Origin of the sequence: Reichenbachiella ulvae, assembly GCF_025833875.1 — a bacterium.
Taxonomy (GTDB): Bacteria; Bacteroidota; Bacteroidia; order Cytophagales; family Cyclobacteriaceae; genus Reichenbachiella; species Reichenbachiella ulvae.
This window is the reverse complement of record NZ_JAOYOD010000001.1, coordinates 1201018-1221085: the sequence shown is the minus strand read 5'-3', so window position 1 is coordinate 1221085 and position 20068 is coordinate 1201018. Positions and strand designations below refer to the sequence as shown.

At 41.5% G+C, this 20068-nt stretch carries 16 protein-coding genes; 3 read left to right on the top strand and 13 right to left on the bottom strand.

Annotation, left to right across the window (positions count from 1 at the left end):
- Positions 1–26 precede the first annotated feature (26 nt).
- From N7U62_RS04795 to N7U62_RS04735, 13 genes are all read right to left on the bottom strand, one after another.
- Positions 27–1175, bottom strand: a complete 1149-nt coding sequence (locus N7U62_RS04795; RefSeq protein ID WP_264136750.1) for a coiled-coil domain-containing protein — start codon at positions 1173–1175, stop codon at positions 27–29.
- 211 nt (positions 1176–1386) lie between these two features.
- A complete protein-coding gene (locus tag N7U62_RS04790; RefSeq protein WP_264136749.1) occupies positions 1387–5424 on the bottom strand; it encodes a hybrid sensor histidine kinase/response regulator transcription factor in 4038 nt (1345 codons plus the stop codon).
- A gap of 241 nt (positions 5425–5665) precedes the next feature.
- Positions 5666–6628: a ChbG/HpnK family deacetylase gene (locus tag N7U62_RS04785; protein WP_264136747.1), complete on the bottom strand. Its 963-nt coding sequence runs from the start codon at positions 6626–6628 to the stop codon at positions 5666–5668.
- 202 nt (positions 6629–6830) lie between these two features.
- Positions 6831–7115: a DUF7009 family protein gene (locus tag N7U62_RS04780; RefSeq protein ID WP_264136746.1), complete on the bottom strand. Its 285-nt coding sequence runs from the start codon at positions 7113–7115 to the stop codon at positions 6831–6833.
- Entirely contained in the window at positions 7112–8359 is a 1248-nt protein-coding gene (dsrP, locus tag N7U62_RS04775; RefSeq protein WP_264136745.1) for a sulfate reduction electron transfer complex DsrMKJOP subunit DsrP, read from the bottom strand. The genes N7U62_RS04780 and dsrP overlap by 4 nt, the downstream gene beginning before the upstream one ends.
- On the bottom strand, positions 8359–9372 hold the full coding sequence (locus tag N7U62_RS04770) for a 4Fe-4S dicluster domain-containing protein (RefSeq protein WP_264136744.1): 1014 nt from the start codon (positions 9370–9372) through the stop codon (positions 8359–8361). The genes dsrP and N7U62_RS04770 overlap by 1 nt, the downstream gene beginning before the upstream one ends.
- Positions 9373–9375: 3 nt before the next feature.
- Complete coding sequence (locus N7U62_RS04765; RefSeq protein ID WP_264136743.1) at positions 9376–10074, bottom strand: hypothetical protein; 699 nt, start codon at positions 10072–10074, stop codon at positions 9376–9378.
- Positions 10053–10754: a hypothetical protein gene (locus tag N7U62_RS04760; RefSeq protein ID WP_264136742.1), complete on the bottom strand. Its 702-nt coding sequence runs from the start codon at positions 10752–10754 to the stop codon at positions 10053–10055. Before N7U62_RS04760 ends, N7U62_RS04765 begins: the two co-directional genes overlap by 22 nt.
- Positions 10755–10761: 7 nt before the next feature.
- Positions 10762–13113 (bottom strand): molybdopterin-dependent oxidoreductase, encoded by a 2352-nt coding sequence (locus N7U62_RS04755; protein WP_264136741.1) that lies wholly within the window; start codon positions 13111–13113, stop codon positions 10762–10764.
- The gene (locus N7U62_RS04750; protein ID WP_264136740.1) at positions 13106–13330 is read right to left on the bottom strand and encodes a chaperone NapD; all 225 of its coding nucleotides are present in this window, start codon (positions 13328–13330) and stop codon (positions 13106–13108) included. The genes N7U62_RS04755 and N7U62_RS04750 overlap by 8 nt, the downstream gene beginning before the upstream one ends.
- 439 nt (positions 13331–13769) lie before the next feature.
- Positions 13770–16418, bottom strand: a complete 2649-nt coding sequence (locus tag N7U62_RS04745; RefSeq protein ID WP_264136739.1) for an FtsX-like permease family protein — start codon at positions 16416–16418, stop codon at positions 13770–13772.
- Positions 16379–16711 carry a PadR family transcriptional regulator gene (locus N7U62_RS04740; RefSeq protein ID WP_264136738.1) on the bottom strand — a complete coding sequence of 111 codons (333 nt, stop codon included), beginning with the start codon at positions 16709–16711 and terminating at the stop codon, positions 16379–16381. Before N7U62_RS04740 ends, N7U62_RS04745 begins: the two co-directional genes overlap by 40 nt.
- Positions 16712–17011: 300 nt before the next feature.
- Positions 17012–17368: a winged helix-turn-helix transcriptional regulator gene (locus N7U62_RS04735; RefSeq protein WP_264136737.1), complete on the bottom strand. Its 357-nt coding sequence runs from the start codon at positions 17366–17368 to the stop codon at positions 17012–17014.
- A gap of 123 nt (positions 17369–17491) precedes the next feature.
- Here N7U62_RS04735 and N7U62_RS04730 point away from each other — a divergent pair, with 123 nt between their 5' ends.
- From N7U62_RS04730 to arfB, 3 genes are all read left to right on the top strand, one after another.
- Positions 17492–17851: a DoxX family protein gene (locus N7U62_RS04730; protein ID WP_264136736.1), complete on the top strand. Its 360-nt coding sequence runs from the start codon at positions 17492–17494 to the stop codon at positions 17849–17851.
- 132 nt (positions 17852–17983) lie between these two features.
- A complete protein-coding gene (locus N7U62_RS04725) occupies positions 17984–19438 on the top strand; it encodes a PQQ-dependent sugar dehydrogenase (RefSeq protein WP_264136735.1) in 1455 nt (484 codons plus the stop codon).
- 99 nt (positions 19439–19537) lie between these two features.
- Positions 19538–19945 (top strand): alternative ribosome rescue aminoacyl-tRNA hydrolase ArfB, encoded by a 408-nt coding sequence (gene arfB / locus N7U62_RS04720; protein WP_264136734.1) that lies wholly within the window; start codon positions 19538–19540, stop codon positions 19943–19945.
- The last annotated feature ends 123 nt before the right edge of the window (positions 19946–20068 follow it).

Here is a 20068-nt window from a genome sequence, read left to right as displayed (position 1 = left end):
TAATTTTAGGTTGTAGGTAAGACAGACTATTGATTTAATTGAGCTTTTAACGCTGCATTCTCCTTTTGCAGCTCATCAATCTTTTCATTCATTTCGATCAAGTGTAGGTAGATGGTCTCAATATTTTCTACCGATTTGATGACTACATCCGCCACATCCAATCCCTGGTCTACTACTTCAGATTCAGAAGGCATGTTTGGTAAATGTCTGTAGGTGTGAATATATGTGTCCAGGTTGTTGAGAGACATTTTATTGTAATTGTCTCCAAACACATAATCAGGAAAACTGGCTGTAGAGGTGACGAATGAAGTGGCTTTGATAGATCCAACAACTTCTAGTTTTTGGGTAGGTGCAGCAGTGCCAATGCCAATATTACCATCCATATTGATACGAAAGGTTTCCTCTTCTACATTGTTATAAAAGACTACTTCGCCATCACCTGTTGCATCTACATCAGGTTTGAATTCTAAAGGGCCATGAGACATGATGTCTCCATTATCAATGCGCAAGTTACCTACTAAATGGAACTTTACTGATGGATCCAAAGTGCCGATACCAAAATTCCCTCCCCCATTCATTGCGGTAATATTGTATTCAGAATTATTCATTAAATACAAATCCGAATCTATCGCATCAATTTCATTACCATCTAGCAACATGGTCTGACCTGGGGACGTTACTGTCAAAGCTGCGGTAGTACCATCATTATCAGCTCCTAATACATGAAGCTTACTGCTCGGCGAAGTGGTACCTACACCAATATTTCCTTCATTGGATATATACATACTCGTACCAGCACTCTGAGAACCTTGCAGATGTAGATCATCGAATCCTCTGAGGACATTGAGATTCATGATGGATTGAATAAAGGCGTTTCCATTTACGGTGAGTGCATCTGTATATGTACTCTCCATATCAACATGCTTAAAAAATGAAGGGACATTAAGGCTAAGTGATGTAGAAGATAGAGACATACGCATATTAGAGCCAACATAAAAATCAAGCCCCCAGTTCGTACTGCGGTACCTCCCATTTTGGATGTACTCTCCAGTTGTAGCACCATCATAGTTCAATATGTACCTCTCAGCACCGTCTAAATCAGTCTGGCCCTGGGCAGAATAGGTTATTATAAATAAAACAAAGAGTAGTGTTAAAATGTTGGTTGTAGTTTTCATATAAGTACTTATTTGATGCTAGTTTGATAGCAGTTTTTATTGAATAAACAGATAATAAGTCAAAGCTCTAGATATTGACTCAAGCTGTCTACTCCAAAAAGTCCATATGCTGACGCAAAAAGGCCAGACAGGGGTTTATTTAGCCTCAGATGAGTTTTTCGGGGATTAGGTAAAGTTTTTCTACCTGCAATTTCGATCCTCTTTATTTTTTTTACAATTGATATTCGGATGGCTTTTTACCGAATCGCTCATAGTACAACTTGGAGAAATGTGAGGCATTTTCCAAGCCCACCGCATAGACGACTTCCAGCACTGTAGCGTACTGTCTGGCCTCCAGCATAGCCCGGGCTTGTTGAAGACGGATCTCTCTGACGAACTTACCTGGACTCATACCTGCTGTTTTTTTCAGGGTTCTTTTGAGAGAGCTGACACTCATATTTTGGGATTCGGCCAGATGCTCTATGGTGAACTCACTATTCTTTAGTTCGCTTAGCACGAATGCTTTCATATCCATGATTAGCTGGTCATGATAGCTTGGCTCTTTTGTATCTGTGTTATCTAGCTGAGCGCTTTTCAATCTTTCTTGATAATTTAATATCAAATTACTTGCTCTAATCTCGAGCTCCTCAGCATTAAATGGTTTGGTCAGATAATCGTCTATTCCTATGCGCAAGGCTTCCAATTTGTCTGAATCAGAAGCTTTGGCTGTGAGGGTCAAAAAGGGAATGCATTTGAGCTCTTCTGACTGTTTGACTCTTTTGGCGAGCTCTATGCCATCCATGCGTGGCATCATGACATCTGAAATGATCAGATCTGGCTGGGAGTTTTCTAAATACTCCAGTGCATCTAAACCATCTATTGCTTCAACTAACTGATGATGTGCCGACAGGATGCCGTGAATGTACTGTCGCATATCAGGATTGTCCTCTACGATCAGAATGGTAGAATCGTGTGAAGAAGGTTCGACTGCCTTATTGTTTTGAGCTTGCCAATTGCCTTCCTTTATCTCCAACTCAAAACCTGGCGAAATGGTGGTGAGAGATTCTTTCTCATCGATAAATTCTGAGCTTTGAATTAAACCTGGTGGTAGGCTCAAGGTAAATGTGCTTCCCTCTCCTAGCTCACTTTGTACATTAATCTCGCCACCATGCAAATGCGCCAATTCTTGAGACAAGGCCAGTCCTATCCCAGTCCCTCCCTGGTTCATGCGATTGGTATTGGTGGCTTGATAATAGCGATCAAAAATATGAGGCAGGTCTTCCTTAGAAATCCCCTCCCCTGTATCCCGTACGCAAACAAGTGCTCCTCTATGTTCATCATGTTCAAGTCTAACGCTAACACTTTGACCTTTGTGTGTGAATTTCAAGGCATTGTAGATAAGATTGATCAAGATATTTTGAGTCCTGTCTTTATCAATTTTAGCAGTGATATCATGATTTAACTCAATACGCAATGTCACCTCCTTTTGTCTGGCCATAGAATCAAACTGAGAAGCTGTTTCTTTAACCAGCTGAGTCAGATCAGTGATCTGCCAGTTGAGTTTGAGTTGATTAGACTCTAGTTTGGATACATCGAGTATTTCATTGACGAGTCGTAATAGGCTCTTACTATTCTTTTCTGCTAAAGTGATATTGCTTATACCTTCATATGAACCATTGTTGTTAGATTTCAAAAACTGACGAATCGGTCCCAGAATTAAAGTAAGCGGTGTTCTCAGTTCATGGGCGATGTTGGTAAACCATCGGGTCTGTACCGAATTAAATTCCTTTAGTTTTTCAGCCTGCTTTTCTATAGTTTCTTTATCCGATTCTATTTTGTTCTTTTGACTGAGTATTTCCTTTGTTCGCTCTGTTACTGTTTGTTCCAGATGGAGTTTCGCCTTTTCCAGGCGCTGCAATCGCATTCTAAAAAACAGAAAAACAACCAATCCCAGGAGGAAAATGACCAAACCAATAAACAAAGGGGTCTCATAGTAAATCCGGTTCATTCTCAGTCCAATAACCAATTCTTCACTGCTCCATAAGCCACTTGCATTTTTAGCTTTCACCCTTAGCATATAGTTGCCATAGGGTAAGGAGGGAATGTTAATGCGAGTCTGATTACCTAGAGTATTCCAACCCTTATCTAGGCCACCTAACATGTATGCATAGCTATACTCCTCTGGATACCCAAAATCTGCTAGTGCGAATTCAATCGAAAAATTACGATCATAGTAGTTCAAAGCCACCATCTTGTTATGCCTGGCAATCGTAGATAAGTCTTTAACTTCATTTTTATCACCATCCAATTTGGTAAAGCTGCTTAAGATCAGTGGTACATGATATTCACTTTCCTTCTCCTTTTGATACTGGATCCATTGAGACGTGTTAAAGGAAGTCAATCCCTGGGGCCCACCAAAAAAAAGCTGGCCAGATGTGGTTTTCAGAGCACTGTTGATGTTAAATCCATTATCTGCCAAACCATCTCTTTTGAAGTAATTTTTAAAAACTTCAGTTGATGGATCGAAGCACGACAGACCGTTGGAAGTACTGACCCAAATAAGACTATCCGTAGATAAAATAGCTTGGACACTATTACTAGCTAGTCCATCTTTTTTGGTGTAATGATGAAACTGCTCTTGTTCTGGATCAAATCGAATGAGACCACCACTACTTCCTCCCAACCAAAGCACCTCATTTTGATCTTCATGCAAATTGACCAATACATTACTACGAAGACCACTTTGCTGATAATTTTGAGGGTTATACCTATTGATGAATGTATTATCAGCTCCTAGTTTCAACAGACCATTGCTACTGACAGCCCAGAGGATGCCACGTCTAGATTGAATCATTTTATAGATTCTAGTTACTCGTAGCATTCGATCTTCCTGATACATACGGGTGAATTGCTCTGTAACTGGATCAAATGAAAAGACACCAGTTCCGGTCCCAATGAGTACTTCTCCGGTACTGATCTGAAGCAAAGTATGATATCGAGTTCTAAACCCTAAATTATAATTCACTGTGGCATAGGACTGTTTATCAATTTTAAAGAGCCCATCGTGTTCATGAATCGCCCAGAAACTGTCTTCGTCTTCTATCAATTCGAAACACTTCCCTTCAAGTTCAAAAAGTGTATCCAATTGATATGTAGATGGATCAACTGTAATCATATGATCAGCTGCATGTGCTACAACACCCCCATTTCTTGATTCGAGCATGCCGTTAAAACTGTAGGTATCTATAGAAAGAGATAATGTAGAAGGGATTTGAGTAAAACCACTTGCCTTATGGGGAACAATCTTAATCACACCCTGATCGGATGTCATCCAGATTGTACCGGTCATATCTTCGATCCCTTTTGCTCTGGAGTATTTAAAAGGAGAAACATATGGCTCGAAGTGAATGAAAACCTGTCCACTGTTAATCTCTATTTCCGCACAGTGCTTGTTATCGACAATCCAAAAATTTTCGGATTCACTTATTACAATATTCCCTTCTGTAAATTCAGGGGCAGGAATGGGCTTTATTACTTTAAACGAGTAGTCTGCATAGTCGTACTGCAACAAACCCGAGTCATCGAGTCCATAGATGTTTCGAGCTTTATCTATCCCTATCGCATTTAATTCAGGAATGATCTTTACATCTATGGGTGCTTGACTTCCCGTTAAAGGGCTTTCAGACGTCCTTAATGAAGAGGGAATTACAACAATGTTATTTCTGGAATCTCTAGCCCAAACTTGCCCCAAATTGTCTTCAGCAATAAAAGTAATGAAGTTGGCTGTGATACTACCGCCATAAATGGAGCTTTCATCCTGATTATTGAAATGATAAAAAATCTCAAACTCGTCTTTGCCTAAGTATCTTTCGACCGTACCATTGTCGGTTCCTATCCATATAGTACCATCCTTACCTTTGTGCAAGTTGCGAATCCTATTATCACTTATTGACTTGGGATTATTGCTATCAGACCAGTATATTTTTTGAACCTCTCCTTGAACATCCATGACAGTTAACCCAAACTCGGTTCCGACCCATAATAAACCTTCATTGTCTTGAACAATGGCATGAATTTTATTGTTGCTTAGCTGAGGCGTATTGAAGATATCAAACACCTTAAATTGTCTACCATCATACCGAGTTAAGCCTGCTTTGGTTCCAAACCAGATGAACCCGTAACTATCCTGAAAAGTGCAAAATATGATGTCTGAAGACATACCATCTTGCACCGTGAGAGGAGTAATGTTGACTTTTGTTTTCTGAGCCAAAGACTCTTGAGATAGTAAAACGAAAATCCATATTAAAAACCAAAAGGTTTTGTTAATCCAATGCTGGGTAATACACATAAGGTTAGTCGGAGGCTCTAGATTAGAATTAGTTATTGGTCTTTCATCTACAATAATAGATTACTTTTTTGTCTTCGTAATGACAATTTGCAATCCGTTCTATCAAAGAATATTTAAAATTGAATTAACTCATTAAATCATTATTCACATAGTGTATACTTTATTAGCCATCTTTCCATACTCCCCATTTCAAATTGCCAGCCAGATTGGGTATAGCTTCAAAATCCATCAAAGTATACATCTCTAGCAAACGGCCGTCAAAGTAGGCTGGGGATACGCCTTTGTAGTTGTACTTTTTGACCAATTGACGGTAGTGCTTTTGCGAATGGACTTTGGGCGCTATGATGTGAGATACGATTTCAGTCTTATGAGGGTCGGGTTTCTCTGCCAGTCGCTCAATGTATCCTTCCAATTCACGACGCTTCTCAGAAGCTCTATTAATGACGTTTTCCTTCTTGAATCTATTCCAGAATAGATTGTACTTGGTAGCATACTGTCCTACATAGGTTACATCAGGCATACTGATTTGCAACTGATGCTCATTTTCAAATGCTTCTTTGATCTGATCTAGTTTCCTCAAGCTGATCCAATCCGTACCACAGATGAACTCCATTTTGTTTCTTTGTTCGGGATCGTATCGGTAGTTACGAATGGGGAGATCATAATCTCTAGCCAGTTCTAGCAAGCATTCGAAATGCCTCCTATGATAGGTAAGCGCATCGTGGTGCGAGGTGAGGTGCCGAATAGGAAGACCTTCGAACACCTTCATTTGCGCATGCAGCTCGTCCATCAATCGTTCCTTTCCCCTTTGATCTATTTCCTCAACATTCTTAAAATCCCGGAAGCCCCTAAGTGTGCAACTCTGCTCAAACCCATTGATTCCAGTTAGCGGTTTTCCAGAGCTAATCGTCAGATGGATTCCCAAATGCAGTTCATGTCCACTGTTGTCGGCGATTTTCAATAATTGCTCAGCCTTTTTACGAGACAGCTGTCCTTTATTGCCATAGTTGGCAAAAGCTGCTACTGAATTGATCTTACCAGCACTGACGGCCTCCAGGACTCCCCTATCGATTTCATCAAAGACGCCATAGTCATCTGCAGTTACTATTATTTTTTGTTCAGTCATGTAGGTTAGTATTTGAATTAGTCAAAGTTCATTTGATATCAAACATAAAAAAGCGCATTTCAAGTGTTGTTCTCAAAATGCGCTTGATTAATTTACTGCTAATGATCTTAATATCAAAACATTAGACCGTTTCAAATTACCTCCCTATAGAACTACCTTTGCTTGGTGCAATTCTCACCTTCCTCAACCGATCTACTTAAACCTACTCGTGGAGATCACTTTCAATCAGTACTTTGATTCCATACTCTGAATGCCACTTAACTGAAACGTCATCAGGTTGATTAAAATCTTCTTTATTGGCCAAAACGGTCATTGAATTAAGTCCTGTTTCAATATAGTTTTGATCAGACAAACGCAGGGTATATTGATATACATTGTTTTTGGTAAGGCATAAAGATTCTGTAACCTCATTTATATCGTTTAGTAGGATCATATCCTCATCTGAGAGGCGAATTCGTATACAATTCTGTTGTATTCTTATCTTCATGGCTCAATGGTTGAAACAGATTTATTGTTCTTGTACCTTAATTTCCCCACTTCAATTGGAATGGCTGCCTTGACCAGGATCGTAAATATAAATGCTCCCATGGCCCAAATTCCTAAGGTTACCCCAATTTCGATTAAGGTGGGAGAGTATTCTACAATATCTCCGTAGGGACCTGGGATAAAACCTGGAATAATCAATCCCATTCCCTTTTCTATCCAGATAGCCACAAAAAGAAGTAAACATGCAAAATTGAGCCATTTAATATCCTTCCTTAATACATGCAAGGTGAGAATGATGGTGGCAACTATGTTCATGGCGATGGATGAATAAATCCAAGGCATGAGGGCATTTTTTCCATCCAGACCAAAAAACAAGTATACAGCACTAATGCTGTGATGCGTAGGTGCATAAAACTCTTTGAATAATTCAGAGAAAAGCATGATCAAATTGATCTGAGCTGCCACTGCTACTACCAAGGATATTTTTCGAATGGTCACCTTATCGATTTTATAATCCGAATAACGGTCAATCACCTGCAACACCAAGATTATCAGTGCGGGTCCTGCAGCAAATGCAGATGCCAAAAAACGAGGACCTAAAAGTGCATTGTTCCAAAAGGGTCTGGCGGGTAGTCCTGCGTAAAGAAAGGCAGTTACCATGTGTATGCCTACTGCCCAAAATACAGACAAAAACACTCCTGGCAAGTAAATTTTCTTATTCGGTTGTAGCCCCTGATACTTGCTAATCAAAATATACAGCGGTACAGTAAGATTGATGATGAGGTAACCATTTAATACTATAACGTCCCAGGCTAACATGGAATCTGGCCAATTGAAACGACCTATACCTGGTATCAGATGCCAGGCTCGAATAGGGCCACCCAAATCGACTGTCACGAAAGCCAAACACATAATTAAAGCAGAGGCTGCTAAACCTTCACCTATCAATACGGCTTTGGAGAAATCAAAATCATGAAGGATATAAGTTGGCAATACTAACATCACAGCTGCTGCCGCCACCCCTACCAAAAAGGTGAAATTGGAAATGTACAATCCCCAACTGACTCTGTCACTCATGCCAGTAGCGGATAGTCCTACGTTCAGTTGTTGGTGATAACAGTACGCCCCGAGGAGCATGAGCATGGTAAGACTGCCCATCCAAATATGATAGGACTTATTACCTTGTAGGGCTTCATTGAGCCCATCTTTGGCCATACTGGCAAAAATTGTTAGTTGCTTTATCATTAGTCCATAAAATACCAGAATTTGGGTTCGGTACCCAAATCCTCCTTGAGTCTAAATACTTTCTTATTGGCCAATACCCATCGGATGTCACTGTCCGGATCCAGCAGGTTGCCGAATATTCGAGCGCCCGTAGGGCATGCTTCTACACATGCTGGGTTTTTGCCATTACGGCTTCTTTGAATACAAAAAGTACATTTTTCCATCACTCCCTTTTTGCGCAATCTGTTGCCAAGATAGTGTTGCACCAGGTTCACCTCTTCTTCAGGTACTTGGGGAGTAGACCAGTTGAAACGACGACCATCATAGGGACAGGCTGCCATGCAGTATCTGCATCCAATACACCAGTCATAGTCTATTACCACAATACCATCTTTTTCCTTCCAGGTAGCCTTGACTGGGCAAACGTCCACGCAAGGGGGATTCTCGCAGTGGAAACACTGGGTCCCCATGTAAAAATGCCCCTCGGCTGGGACTTCGTGAAAATAGTCATCATCAGAGTCTTCAAAATTGATAGAACCATTTTGGTGTTCGTGGATCCTGATGTATTGCATCTGAGAATCTCTGTCCTGATTATTCTCCTTGACACAGGCATTTACACAGTCCATATATCCCTGACATTTAGAAATATTGAATGCATAACCGTACAGGACGCCTTTGATGGCATCTTTGGAAGATATCTGGGACTTTTTACCATGATTCAATTCATATAGGCGTTCCAGTCGATTTACGGTATCTTCTTTTTCCTCATCCGTCATCAACTGATAGTTGCCTTTAAAAAACTCCTCCCACTCCAGTTCTTTCTTTTCTTTGGTCTCATCAGAAGCAAGCACACTACAAGAAGAGTTGACTAGACCGGTTCCAGCCATTAGTCCTGCCGTCAGGGATTTGAACATACCTCTCCTGCTCGTTTTTTTATTGAATGTTTGTTCAAAACCATCCTCCTTACAGGAGCAATTTTTTGATTCACACTGCTGAGACAAGTCTTTTTTATTTTCGTTTGGGTCCGTACTCATTTCTTATTGATTTTGTTCAAGCAATTTCACTGTATTTAGCCTTGCAGGCCATCGGCTTTGAATTTTGGGATTATGAGGGTTGTGACAGCTCACACAATTGTTAATAGTCCTAGGTTTGACCCAGCCTCCTACTCTTTTGCCATGCGCACCCCCAAGCCATTCCTTGGCCTGCGATGAGTGACATTGGGCACATTGCTGATAACTATGATTGAATTCAATGGGTCGCTTGCCCAACGAGGTTAGCTGATCAGGTTCATCCAGATTATGACAGGTTCTACAATCCATTACCAAGTCGGTGGCATGGTTTAGTTTTATATTCCAATGCGCATCAGCATCTTTGTTATCCAATTTTTTGGGCACACTGGTATGACAGCTGCTACAAGGAAAGGAGGTCATGTGTTCAGTTCTAGTAAGCACAAAGGTTTCTTGGTTTCTTTGCTGTATTTCACTCTTTAGCTCCTCATTTTGCTTCAGTTGCACTTGAACTTTCTTCAAATCCTCCATTAGCCTCTTCATCTCCTCGGAATAAACCACGGAATCCAAAACAGCATTTGGCAATGAATGCATAAGTCCATGTCCATGACCTGAGTCGTTGAATGATTCATTTTCCTTTTCAGAATGGTTGCTGCATGAAACCAAAAGAAAGACATGAATAGCCGAAAGTATGACGGTAAAATGTTTCATTGACTTAATTTTTTCCATTCAATTTTTGGTTTAGCTACCGCTGATGGGATCGAATCCCACTGGATCAAATACTTCTTTTTTCTTGTGGTAGCATGACACTGACGGCAATTGATTCTTTCAGGGTGGCTCACCTGGATTTCTTTTGGGGCCGCAGGACCTGCATGACATGCCAGACAGTTTTCTCTCATCTGTAGATCATGAGGAATAGGCGGTGGACTACCGATGAGGACTGCACCTCCTACCTCTGGATGTCCCATTTTTTTCCATTCTGATGCTACATATAGATCGTTAGTTTTGCTGGGCACATGGCATTGTCTACAGCTGATCAATTCGGTATGAGGACTTATAGGCGCGTATTTTTTAAATACTTCGACATACCCACCATTTTGATGACATTGTAGACAGGATTTGTCCCCGATCCCTTTCTCATCTAGTAATGGATGAGGAATGATTGGAGGGGCACCTGCATAGGCTCTATTTTCATAGTATTCCTTCAAGTCCTTTCTGTTAGGATTATCGATTGTCATCAATTCAAAATCAATCTCACCAGATCCTCTCTTGAAAACACCAGACTCAAGTGGTAAAGATTCCTCATACTCAGTCGGTTTAAACTGCGTAGAGATTTCATTATCAGCCTGGATGCTATCATCAAGGATATATATGGCGGCAGCCATGAGCACCACCATAAGCATGATCATTTTTATTTTAGCCTTTAACACTGCTGTATTTTTCTACCTTGACTGCACATTTTTTATAATCTGGCTGCTTAGATATCGGGCAAAAAGCATCCAGCGTTAGCTCATTAATCAAAAACTGCTCATCGAAGAAAGGGACAAACACATGACCAGGAGCTGGTTTCCCTCTTTCATCGACCGATGCAGGCATGACGATTTCTCCTCTCCGAGAACTGATTTTTACCAAATTGCCCGTACGGATATTCATTCGCCGCGCATCATCAGGATGCAACTCGACATAACTATTCGGCACTGCCTGATGTAGAACAGAAACCCTTCTGGTCATAGAACCAGTATGCCAGTGTTCCACTACACGACCTGTATTTAACCAAAATGGATATTCATTATCAGGGACTTCTGGTGGAGCTTCATAAGGCCTGGCCAAAATCCATGCCTTTCCATCCGCTTTGCCATAGAAGTCAAAGCCCTCTCGCTTGCAAGCGGGATCATACTTGGGATTGAAACGCCATTTGGTACTCTTTCCTTCGTGAAAAGGCCATTGAGCACCAGGTTGGGATTTGAGCGTCTCGTAGGGGGCCATTCCATGCTTTGGACCTTCATGGAACCTACCATATTCCTTCCAAATTTCCTCAATGTGATTTTCTTTCGTCCATGGGAATAATTTTTCATATCCCAGTCTTCTCGCTACTTCGATCAATTGCCATGTATCACTCATAGCCTCACCTGGCGGTTCTAACATTTGTTCGAAATGTTGCGTCCTTCTTTCAGAATTCCCAAACATACCCTCTCTCTCAATCCACATGGCAGATGGGAGAATCACATCGGCAATGGCTGTGGTAGGTGTAGGATATACGTCCGATACTACGACAAACCTTCCCTCTTTCAGGGCTCCCTCTCTATATCTATTGAGTTTAGGCATGGTGACCATGGGATTAGTAACTTGAATCCACATGAATTTCAAATCCCCTCTATCCAGAGCTCTGAACATTTCGACCGTATGATAGGTAGGTTTGCTTGGGATTTTTTCAACAGGAACTTGCCAAATTTCTGCCGCCATTTCACGTGAATGTTCATCCATAACCACACCATGTGGCAACTTATGGGTGAGTGTTCCAACTTCACGTACTGTGCCGCATGCGCTGGGTTGTCCTGTCAATGAAAAAGGACTATTACCAGGCGTTGAAATCTTTCCGGTTAGCAGGTGAATGTTGTAAATGAGGTTATTGATCCACGTACCACGTGTATGCTGATTAGGTCCCATGCACCAAAGTGACATCACCTTTAAGTTGGGGTTTCCATACAATGAAGCCAGATATTTGAGGTCTTTGGCCGACACCCCAGACAGCTCTTGTATAGATTCAGGTTTATAGTCTTGCAAAAAGGTTTTGTAATCCTCGAAACTGATATCACTGATTTTGTCATTGAACTGAAAACCATCTTCTAGCCCATACCCAATGTCAGTCTTACCCTTTTTGAAATGAGTGTGCTTCCGAACAAATTGTGTATTGACCCAGTCATTATTGACTATTTCACAACAAATGGCATTCGCAATAGCTAAATCGGTCTGTGGTTTAAAAAGAATAGAACGATCGGCTGCCATACTGGTACGGGTAGTACGAGTAGCCAAATCGATAATCTTAACATTTTTACGCTTTAGACGGTTGTCTAGTAATCTTGAAAACAATACCGGATGCATCTCCGCCATATTGTTTCCCCAAAGCACAAACACATCCGCATGGTCAATATCATCATAGCACCCCATGGGTTCATCCATACCAAAAGTTGACATAAATCCTGTCACTGCACTGGCCATACATAGTCTGGCATTGGCTTCCAGATTGTTGGTACCGATAGCTCCTTTCATCAGCTTGGATGCCACATAGCCATCTGGTATGGTCCATTGCCCAGAGCCATATAGAGCTACTGAATCCTTACCATGATTATCAATAGCTTCCTGCATTTTTTGGGCTACTAAATCCAAAGCTTCTTGCATGGAGGTCTCCACCATCTTACCATTTTTTCTCACCAGCGGCTTGGTCAGCCTATCTTTGCCATACAATGCCATCACAGAATGATAGCCCTTCACACAGCAGAGTCCTTTGTTGACAGAACTTTGCGGATCACCTTTTACAGCAATCGCCTTACCCTCCTGAAGTCCAATGAGAAGCCCACATCCCACTCCACAAAAACGACATGGAGACTTTTTCCAGGCAATATCCCCGGATGGGAGATTTCTATTTTGTTCTTCGGCAAAGACAATTCCCGGAAACATACTCGCTGCTACAGCGAAGGCAGAAGCTTTTGCCGCCATTTTCAAGAACTGACGCCTCTTTAGATTAGTTTTTTCTACGATTTCATTCATAGCCTGAGACTAAAGTGATGTGTTTGATTTTTTGATTGTTTTCTATCTGCTCTAAAAGCTCCACCTCTTCATTAGAATCAGTCGTGTCTGTTACTAATATGAGGACCTCCTGATTCTCTGCCGGATGAATTTCGCACCCCTTCAATGCTCCAATTTCATTAGCCAACTTTGACTTATGGCCTGTTTGTGGTATGATTAAATAACTTTTTACCGGCATATTATTATTGGTTTTATCCCACAGTTGCCCTTTCAGTAGTGGGGATTATTATGAAATAGTTGACTTGGTGTTTTTGAGATTGCTAGTTGCCTTTAGTTCATCTCAACTCTTCCCATTCTACAGTTTCAATGTGTAATTTATCTCACATGCATCAGGACTAACATCAGGAGAATCATTCTGGTTTATGACTTTTGTCATGTTTTATAATGCGGATTAAACATATTATCTATCCTGTACAATAACAGATCACAACCCATAACTATGGGGTGTTTTTGCCATAAATACGTTTGAGAATGCCCCTCAAAATCTCATCGATTCCCAATGGATTCATGACACTTCATCATTAGATAGCATCACGGCTATCTGTTATTGCAGGGATGTTCTGTCTGTTATTTGGTTCCACATTTTGCAATCAAAGGCTTGAATTTCCCTCGAGTCATTACTCGTACCTCAGGCTCTTCACAGGATTGTCCTTAGCAGTCCTTACAGTTTTGAAGCTAATGGCAGCAAAGGCCATGGCCAGACAGATCAAAGAGGTGACTACAAAGGGTAAAAAACCGATGGTGATACGATAGGCATAGTTGTCGAGCCATGCTTCGCTGAAGAAGAAGGCAATCGGAAAACCAACTAAGAGGCTAATGCTCACGAGTATCAGGAACTCTTTGGATAGTATAAGCAAAACCTGATTGATAGAGGCGCCAAGTGCTTTTCGAATACCTACCTCGCGGGTTCGTCGAGAGACGGTAAATGAGGCCAGACCAAATAGTCCCAGGCTAGCGATGAAAATAGCGACCAGAGATAGACCGGTGAAGAGTTGGGCACGCTTATTTTCTGTTTCATAGAGAGAACGAAACCTTTCATCAAGAAATTGATAATCGATGGGTAAATCTGGAAAGAACTCATACCACTGATCTTCAATATAGTTCATAGTTTCGGTGAGCTTTTCACCCTCCATTTTTATGGATAAAACTTGTAAGCTTTCATCTGGGATAAAGAAAATCATTGGGACAATCTTGCTCTGCAAACTCTCAAAATGAATATCCTCGATTACACCAATCACAGGTCCTTCCTTTCCTCCATATTGTAGGGCTTTGTGTATCGCATCTTCATCAGAAGTCCACCCTATCATATTCACAGCAGCCTGATTCAAAATGAAAGCTACACTGTCGGTGCGAATGTCCGGATCAAAATTCCGGCCTGCTACCAAATTGATTCCATAGTTGGGAATAAAGGACTCATCTACCCTGATATTTTTTATCACAGTTTTAGGTTCGACCATATCACCATCTACCTCTGTCTTTACTCCACTAAAACTGGTGAGTCGACTAGAAGGGACACTATTGGACAGTCCATAGCTCAAGATGGAGCTGTGATTGAGCAAGGATTCTTTGAAAGCATCAGAATTATGGCGTGCATCATCATTCAAAAACAATATCAACATTTGCTCCTTGTCAAAACCCAGGCTTTTGTTATTCATAAAGGACAGTTGCTCAAAAACCAGAATGGTGCACAAGATCAATATGGACGAAATAGAAAATTGAATGATAACCAGAACCCTACGAAAGCCAACCGCCCCGATACCGGTAAAATTTGATTTCAACGCGTGAATGGGTTTAAACTTTGATATTACCATTGCTGGATAAGCACCTGAAACAAGCCCAATCAAGATGCCGGCAAGAGTAATAACTCCCAAAGTCTGAATGATTTCGGTCGTGCCAAATACATAGGCGTTACCCGTGAAGTTTCTGAGGTATGGTAAAGCAAAAAAGGCCAATATGAACCCTAGTCCTATCGACAAAAATACCATAACCAGAGATTCAGTCATAAACTGCGTTACCAACCCAGATCGAACGGCCCCCATTACTTTTCTTAAACCTACTTCTTTAGACCGCTGTATCGACATGGCGGTAGTAAGGTTGATGTAATTGATAATAGAAATAACCAGGATCAACAAACCAATGGCCGAAAAGGTATAAACATGGACAATATCTCCATTGGTCCAGGTTTCTCCATCCAAATGGGAGTATAAATGAATGTCCCTGATGTTCTGGGTATGCAATGCGGTCCAATCATTGGCCTTTTCATTCATATGATTGGTAAAAAAGTCTGGAAATCGTTTTTCTATCTCTTTGATAGACGCACCCTCTTTCAGTAAGAAATAGGTAGACAAGTTGTTTTCTGCCCATGCCTGCATCATATTCTCCCGTCCGCCATAGTTCAGCTCTGCGAATGAAAAATCCGCTAGCATTTCCAGGCTGAAGTGTGTGTTTTCCGGCATGTCCTTTATCACACCTGTGATCATCAAACTAATTTCAGGGCCAAACTGGAAGCTTTCGCCCAACACATCTAATTTTCCAAAATACCTCATGGCCGTCTTTTCGGTGAGAACCAGAGAACCGGGATTTTCTAGCGCAGTAGAGGGATCTCCACTGATAAATTCGAAGGGAAAGACCTGAAAGAAATAATTGTCTGCCAGGGCAATATTAGGCTGCCAATGTTCCTTGCCATCAATAACCAAAGTAGTCGAAAAAACATCAAACTGAGTGATAGCCTCCATTTCTGGAAAATCCTGTCTCATGTAGGGTGCAAACGGAGGGGCGAGATGAGCCAAATGTATCGAGGTAGACCCATCCGTATTAATAAACTCACGCGAGAGTCGGTAGATCCTATCGGAGTTCTTGAGATAGCGATCATAGCTCAGTTCATGCTTGAGGTATATACCAATCAAGATGCAGCATGCCAGACTGATTGCAAGTCCAATACCGTTAATTAAACTAAAAGATTTGTGTTTGCTGAAATTGCGAAAGGTGATTTTAAGATAGTGTATAAACATGTCTATTTGATATAGGTTGATTGAGTTTAAGTTTTTAATCGCGAAAGGTCTTAGAAATTTCAGTCCATGCCAGATGTACATTCTGTTGGCTTTCTTTTCTCCAAATTCTTCGGTCCATAGTTCGTAGTATTCCTGAAGATCTCCTTCTATCTCTTCGAGGAGTTCAGGCTTGCAGAGTTTCTGCAAGAGCGAGTTAATCCATTTGGGCGCTGTACTCATATAGCAGCCAAAGCGTTTGGTGGTATTTGACTCCATAGTTGTGCCCTTACCTCTTGTATTTCTGTCAGTACACGACTTCCAGCCGCCGTTACCTTGAAGTATCGTTTGCGTCTCCCTCCCCTTTCGGCAGTGGCTCCTCCCATGTGGGAAGTGACGAAACCTTTTTTCGACAAGCGATCCAAGGTCGCATGAATGGCACTGATACTTAATTTTCTATTGAGGTCTTGCTGAAGGTGGAGACCGATGGCCACCCCGTAGGCATTGTCTTGAAGGATCGCTACTGTGAGCAAAATCACCTCTTCTAGTTCTCCGATGTAGGCTTTTCGCATGGATTTTCTATTTATTCCATTTTTGTAGAACAAATAGTTTGCCAGAACTAAAAATAGCCATGAGATGATTACAAGGCTGTTTTCATATTTTAAAAGTGTTCATATCCGTGCTGTTTTGTACAGATATGAACATGAATCCTATAGGAGTTAATGCCAGCGGTCACATGTTAGAGTTAGATTGTCTACCGATAAGTCTTAATTAATAGCTTACCTCCTATTTAACCTACTCTGGTTTCTACTCAGTCAATATCATCATTAACACTTCACTAGACATAGTAAAGTGGAGTTGCTAACCTGGGTTCAGTCCTGCATAATCTTCTCACGATGCTTAGTGCCCCACTGAGCGAGGGCCTCTATAACCGGTCTGAGGGAATGTCCATATTCAGTCATGGTATACTCAACAGTCACTGGAAAAGTGTCGTACACGGTTCGCTTCACTAATTGATTCATTTCCAAACTGCGCAATTCTTTGGACAACATACGATCGGTGATTCTCGGGATTTCACGTGATAAGTCAGAAAAGCGCTTGACGTCATTGATAAGGGCTACTATGATTGGAATCTTCCACTTACCACTGAGCAGTTCCAATGCATCCTGAATGGGTAGCATCACTTTTTGGCAGCTTTCAGTGGTGTGTTTATTGCAGAATTCTTCCATAAGTTCAAAATTAAAGCAAACAGGCTAATCTATACCAAAGTATAGTGCTATACTCCAGTATAGTAATTACTAAAGTATAGTGGCTACTGTTCAACTTTGTCTTGTAAACTAAAAAGAAGAGATATGAACAAGAAGATAATTTACTGGACTGTTACCGTCATCGTTTCTGCACTGATGATCTTTAGCGGGATTGCCTACTTTACTATTCCGGAGGTAGTCGAAGGGTTCAGCAAGATGGGATTTCAAGACTATTTCCGCGTCGAATTAGCCATAGCGAAATTGATTGGAGCTGTCGTCTTACTATTACCCATGATTCCGAAGATTGTAAGAGAATGGACCTTTGCTGGATTTGCCATTACTTTCGTATCGGCATTCATTGCTCATCTGTCCATGGGTGATCCGTTATCTGTCTCCATCTTCCCGATTATTGTTTTGGCATTGTTGGCTGTATCACAGCGCTACTACTATAAGCTTTATAACTAAATTTATTATCCGATAGTAATTAATAGAGGCTGTCTCAAAAGGTTCTTTTTAAGTTTTGTCTGATTCTCTTGAATGAGATATGATTTTCGAGCATTCAGACAATTAATAAGAATCTTTTTAGTTTTATAGACTATGAAACTTCAACCACTATCCCTTAAGAAAACAGGATTGACTTTCCTGTTTTTCGCCAGTAGTCTATTGGTCATGCGCTGCAGCAGCGATGACAACAACACCAACGATCCATCCCCAGAAGAACTGACACCTTCAGTAATAGCAGAACTCTACCGCGATAATTGTGGTGGATGTCATGGGCAAAATCTAGCCACTTTTGTCGAGCGTGACTGGGTATATGGCAACAGTTCCGAGGATCTTTTTACCTCTATCCATGATGGCTATGCCGAGAACGGTATGCCCAGCTATGGTTCAGCGCTCTCAGATGAAGAGATCAGTGCCATTGCCGATTACATTTTGAGCGAAACTGAGGGTGTGACTCAGGAAATGCTGCTGGAAGACAACCCTGATTTGTCTGGTATCATCGAATCGGAAGATATGAATTTTCGCCTGGAAGTACTGACCGATGAGATCAACGGTGTGCCATGGGGACTCACTCAATTACCTAATCAAGATCTACTCGTAACAGAGAGAACTGGCAGCCTGTATCGTATCACCACGGATAAGAGTTTGGAAACTATTTCTGGTTTACCATCCATGTATACCGAAGGACAAGGTGGATTATTAGACATAGAAATTCATCCTAACTTCGCCGAAAACAATACCCTTTATTTTTCCTATTCCAAAATAGACCCTAACAATCAATATATGCTCACTACGGCAGTTGCTCGAGCCCAGCTCCAAGACAATGCGCTGACAGAAGTAGAAGATATCTTCATCGCCCTACCCTATCACGGTACAGGTCATCATTTTGGTTCACGCCTGCAATTTGATGAGAATGGATATTTGTATGTCACGGTTGGTGATAGAGGCAATCGCGATGTATTTCCTCAAGACCTGGATGCCATGGCTGGCAAAGTCCATCGCATTCATGACGATGGTAGCATCCCGGCTGACAATCCTTTCGTCAATGGAGACAATCCTAACGGCAGCATCTACTCTTATGGTATCCGAAACCCACAAGGTCTTACTCGCCATCCTGTGACAGGAGACATTTGGGAAGGAGAACATGGGCCTAGAGGCGGAGATGAAATCAATATCATAGCGTCCGGTAACAACTATGGCTGGCCTGTCATCACCTATGGCATCAACTACGACGGTAGCCCTATCACCGATCTAACCGAAATGGAAGGAATGGAACAGCCGATTCACTATTGGGTGCCCTCCATAGCACCTGCTGGTATGGATTTCGTCAGTGGCGACTTATACTATGGATGGACAAACGATCTCTTCGTGGGGGCATTGAGTGCCACATACCTGCATCGACTCATCATGAATGGCGATGAAGTAATAGGCCATGAGGAATTGCTCAACGATATCGGTCGTGTACGTGATGTGCAAATGGGGCTTGACGGTTATCTATACCTCACCGTAGAGAGTCCAGGCCGTGTGATCAGAATCGTACCGGAGAATTAGGAAACAGTCCTTAACCTAAAAAAGGATTAAGTAGAATAGTTATCGATCAAGGTATGAAAAGAAGATGCAATCCTTAGGTTTGCGATATAGGCGATCTCAATGAGTTACCGAATAGACATATCGCGAATCAAGACCGAAATCAAACTGACTACTGCTCGCAGCGGTGGCCCAGGGGGACAGCATGTGAACAAGGTAGAATCAAAGGTTGTACTGAAGTTCAATGTATTGGAATCTACAGGTCTGACAGAAACAGAAAAACAACGCCTTCTGTACAAACTAAAAGGCAAACTCACCAAAGAGGGGGAATTGATTGTAATGGCAGAGAATCATAAATCTCAGCTCAAAAACAAGGATCTGGCCTTTATCAAGCTAGAACGGATCTTGGCTCAGGCCTTTTATGCCCCCAAAACCCGACGTAAGACCAAGCCCACTAAATCATCGATCAACAAACGCATCCAAGCCAAAAAGCAAAGGAGTGAAAAGAAGAAATGGAGGCAAAAGCCTTAAACCCTTTGATTCCTGACAATGGATCATTGGAATCGGCCCATAGCTTTAATCCACTCTTATCAAAAATGATTAGGTTTAATGTTGAACCGACAATACTATTTTGGTTCTGAAATTGAATTATGG

What these genes read in the sequence shown, in the direction of transcription:
- N7U62_RS04795 (WP_264136750.1), bottom strand. Translation starts at nt 1,175, where the DNA reads ATGAAAACTACAACCAACATTTTAACACTACTCTTTGTTTTATTTATA.
- N7U62_RS04785 (WP_264136747.1), bottom strand. Translation starts at nt 6,628, where the DNA reads ATGACTGAACAAAAAATAATAGTAACTGCAGATGACTATGGCGTCTTT.
- N7U62_RS04780 (WP_264136746.1), bottom strand. Translation starts at nt 7,115, where the DNA reads ATGAAGATAAGAATACAACAGAATTGTATACGAATTCGCCTCTCAGAT.
- dsrP (WP_264136745.1), bottom strand. Translation starts at nt 8,359, where the DNA reads ATGATAAAGCAACTAACAATTTTTGCCAGTATGGCCAAAGATGGGCTC.
- N7U62_RS04770 (WP_264136744.1), bottom strand. Translation starts at nt 9,372, where the DNA reads ATGAGTACGGACCCAAACGAAAATAAAAAAGACTTGTCTCAGCAGTGT.
- N7U62_RS04765 (WP_264136743.1), bottom strand. Translation starts at nt 10,074, where the DNA reads ATGGAAAAAATTAAGTCAATGAAACATTTTACCGTCATACTTTCGGCT.
- N7U62_RS04760 (WP_264136742.1), bottom strand. Translation starts at nt 10,754, where the DNA reads ATGATCATGCTTATGGTGGTGCTCATGGCTGCCGCCATATATATCCTT.
- N7U62_RS04755 (WP_264136741.1), bottom strand. Translation starts at nt 13,113, where the DNA reads ATGAATGAAATCGTAGAAAAAACTAATCTAAAGAGGCGTCAGTTCTTG.
- N7U62_RS04750 (WP_264136740.1), bottom strand. Translation starts at nt 13,330, where the DNA reads ATGCCGGTAAAAAGTTATTTAATCATACCACAAACAGGCCATAAGTCA.
- N7U62_RS04745 (WP_264136739.1), bottom strand. Translation starts at nt 16,418, where the DNA reads ATGGAGTCAAATACCACCAAACGCTTTGGCTGCTATATGAGTACAGCG.
- N7U62_RS04740 (WP_264136738.1), bottom strand. Translation starts at nt 16,711, where the DNA reads ATGCGAAAAGCCTACATCGGAGAACTAGAAGAGGTGATTTTGCTCACA.
- N7U62_RS04735 (WP_264136737.1), bottom strand. Translation starts at nt 17,368, where the DNA reads ATGGAAGAATTCTGCAATAAACACACCACTGAAAGCTGCCAAAAAGTG.
- N7U62_RS04730 (WP_264136736.1), top strand. Translation starts at nt 17,492, where the DNA reads ATGAACAAGAAGATAATTTACTGGACTGTTACCGTCATCGTTTCTGCA.
- N7U62_RS04725 (WP_264136735.1), top strand. Translation starts at nt 17,984, where the DNA reads ATGAAACTTCAACCACTATCCCTTAAGAAAACAGGATTGACTTTCCTG.
- arfB (WP_264136734.1), top strand. Translation starts at nt 19,538, where the DNA reads ATGAGTTACCGAATAGACATATCGCGAATCAAGACCGAAATCAAACTG.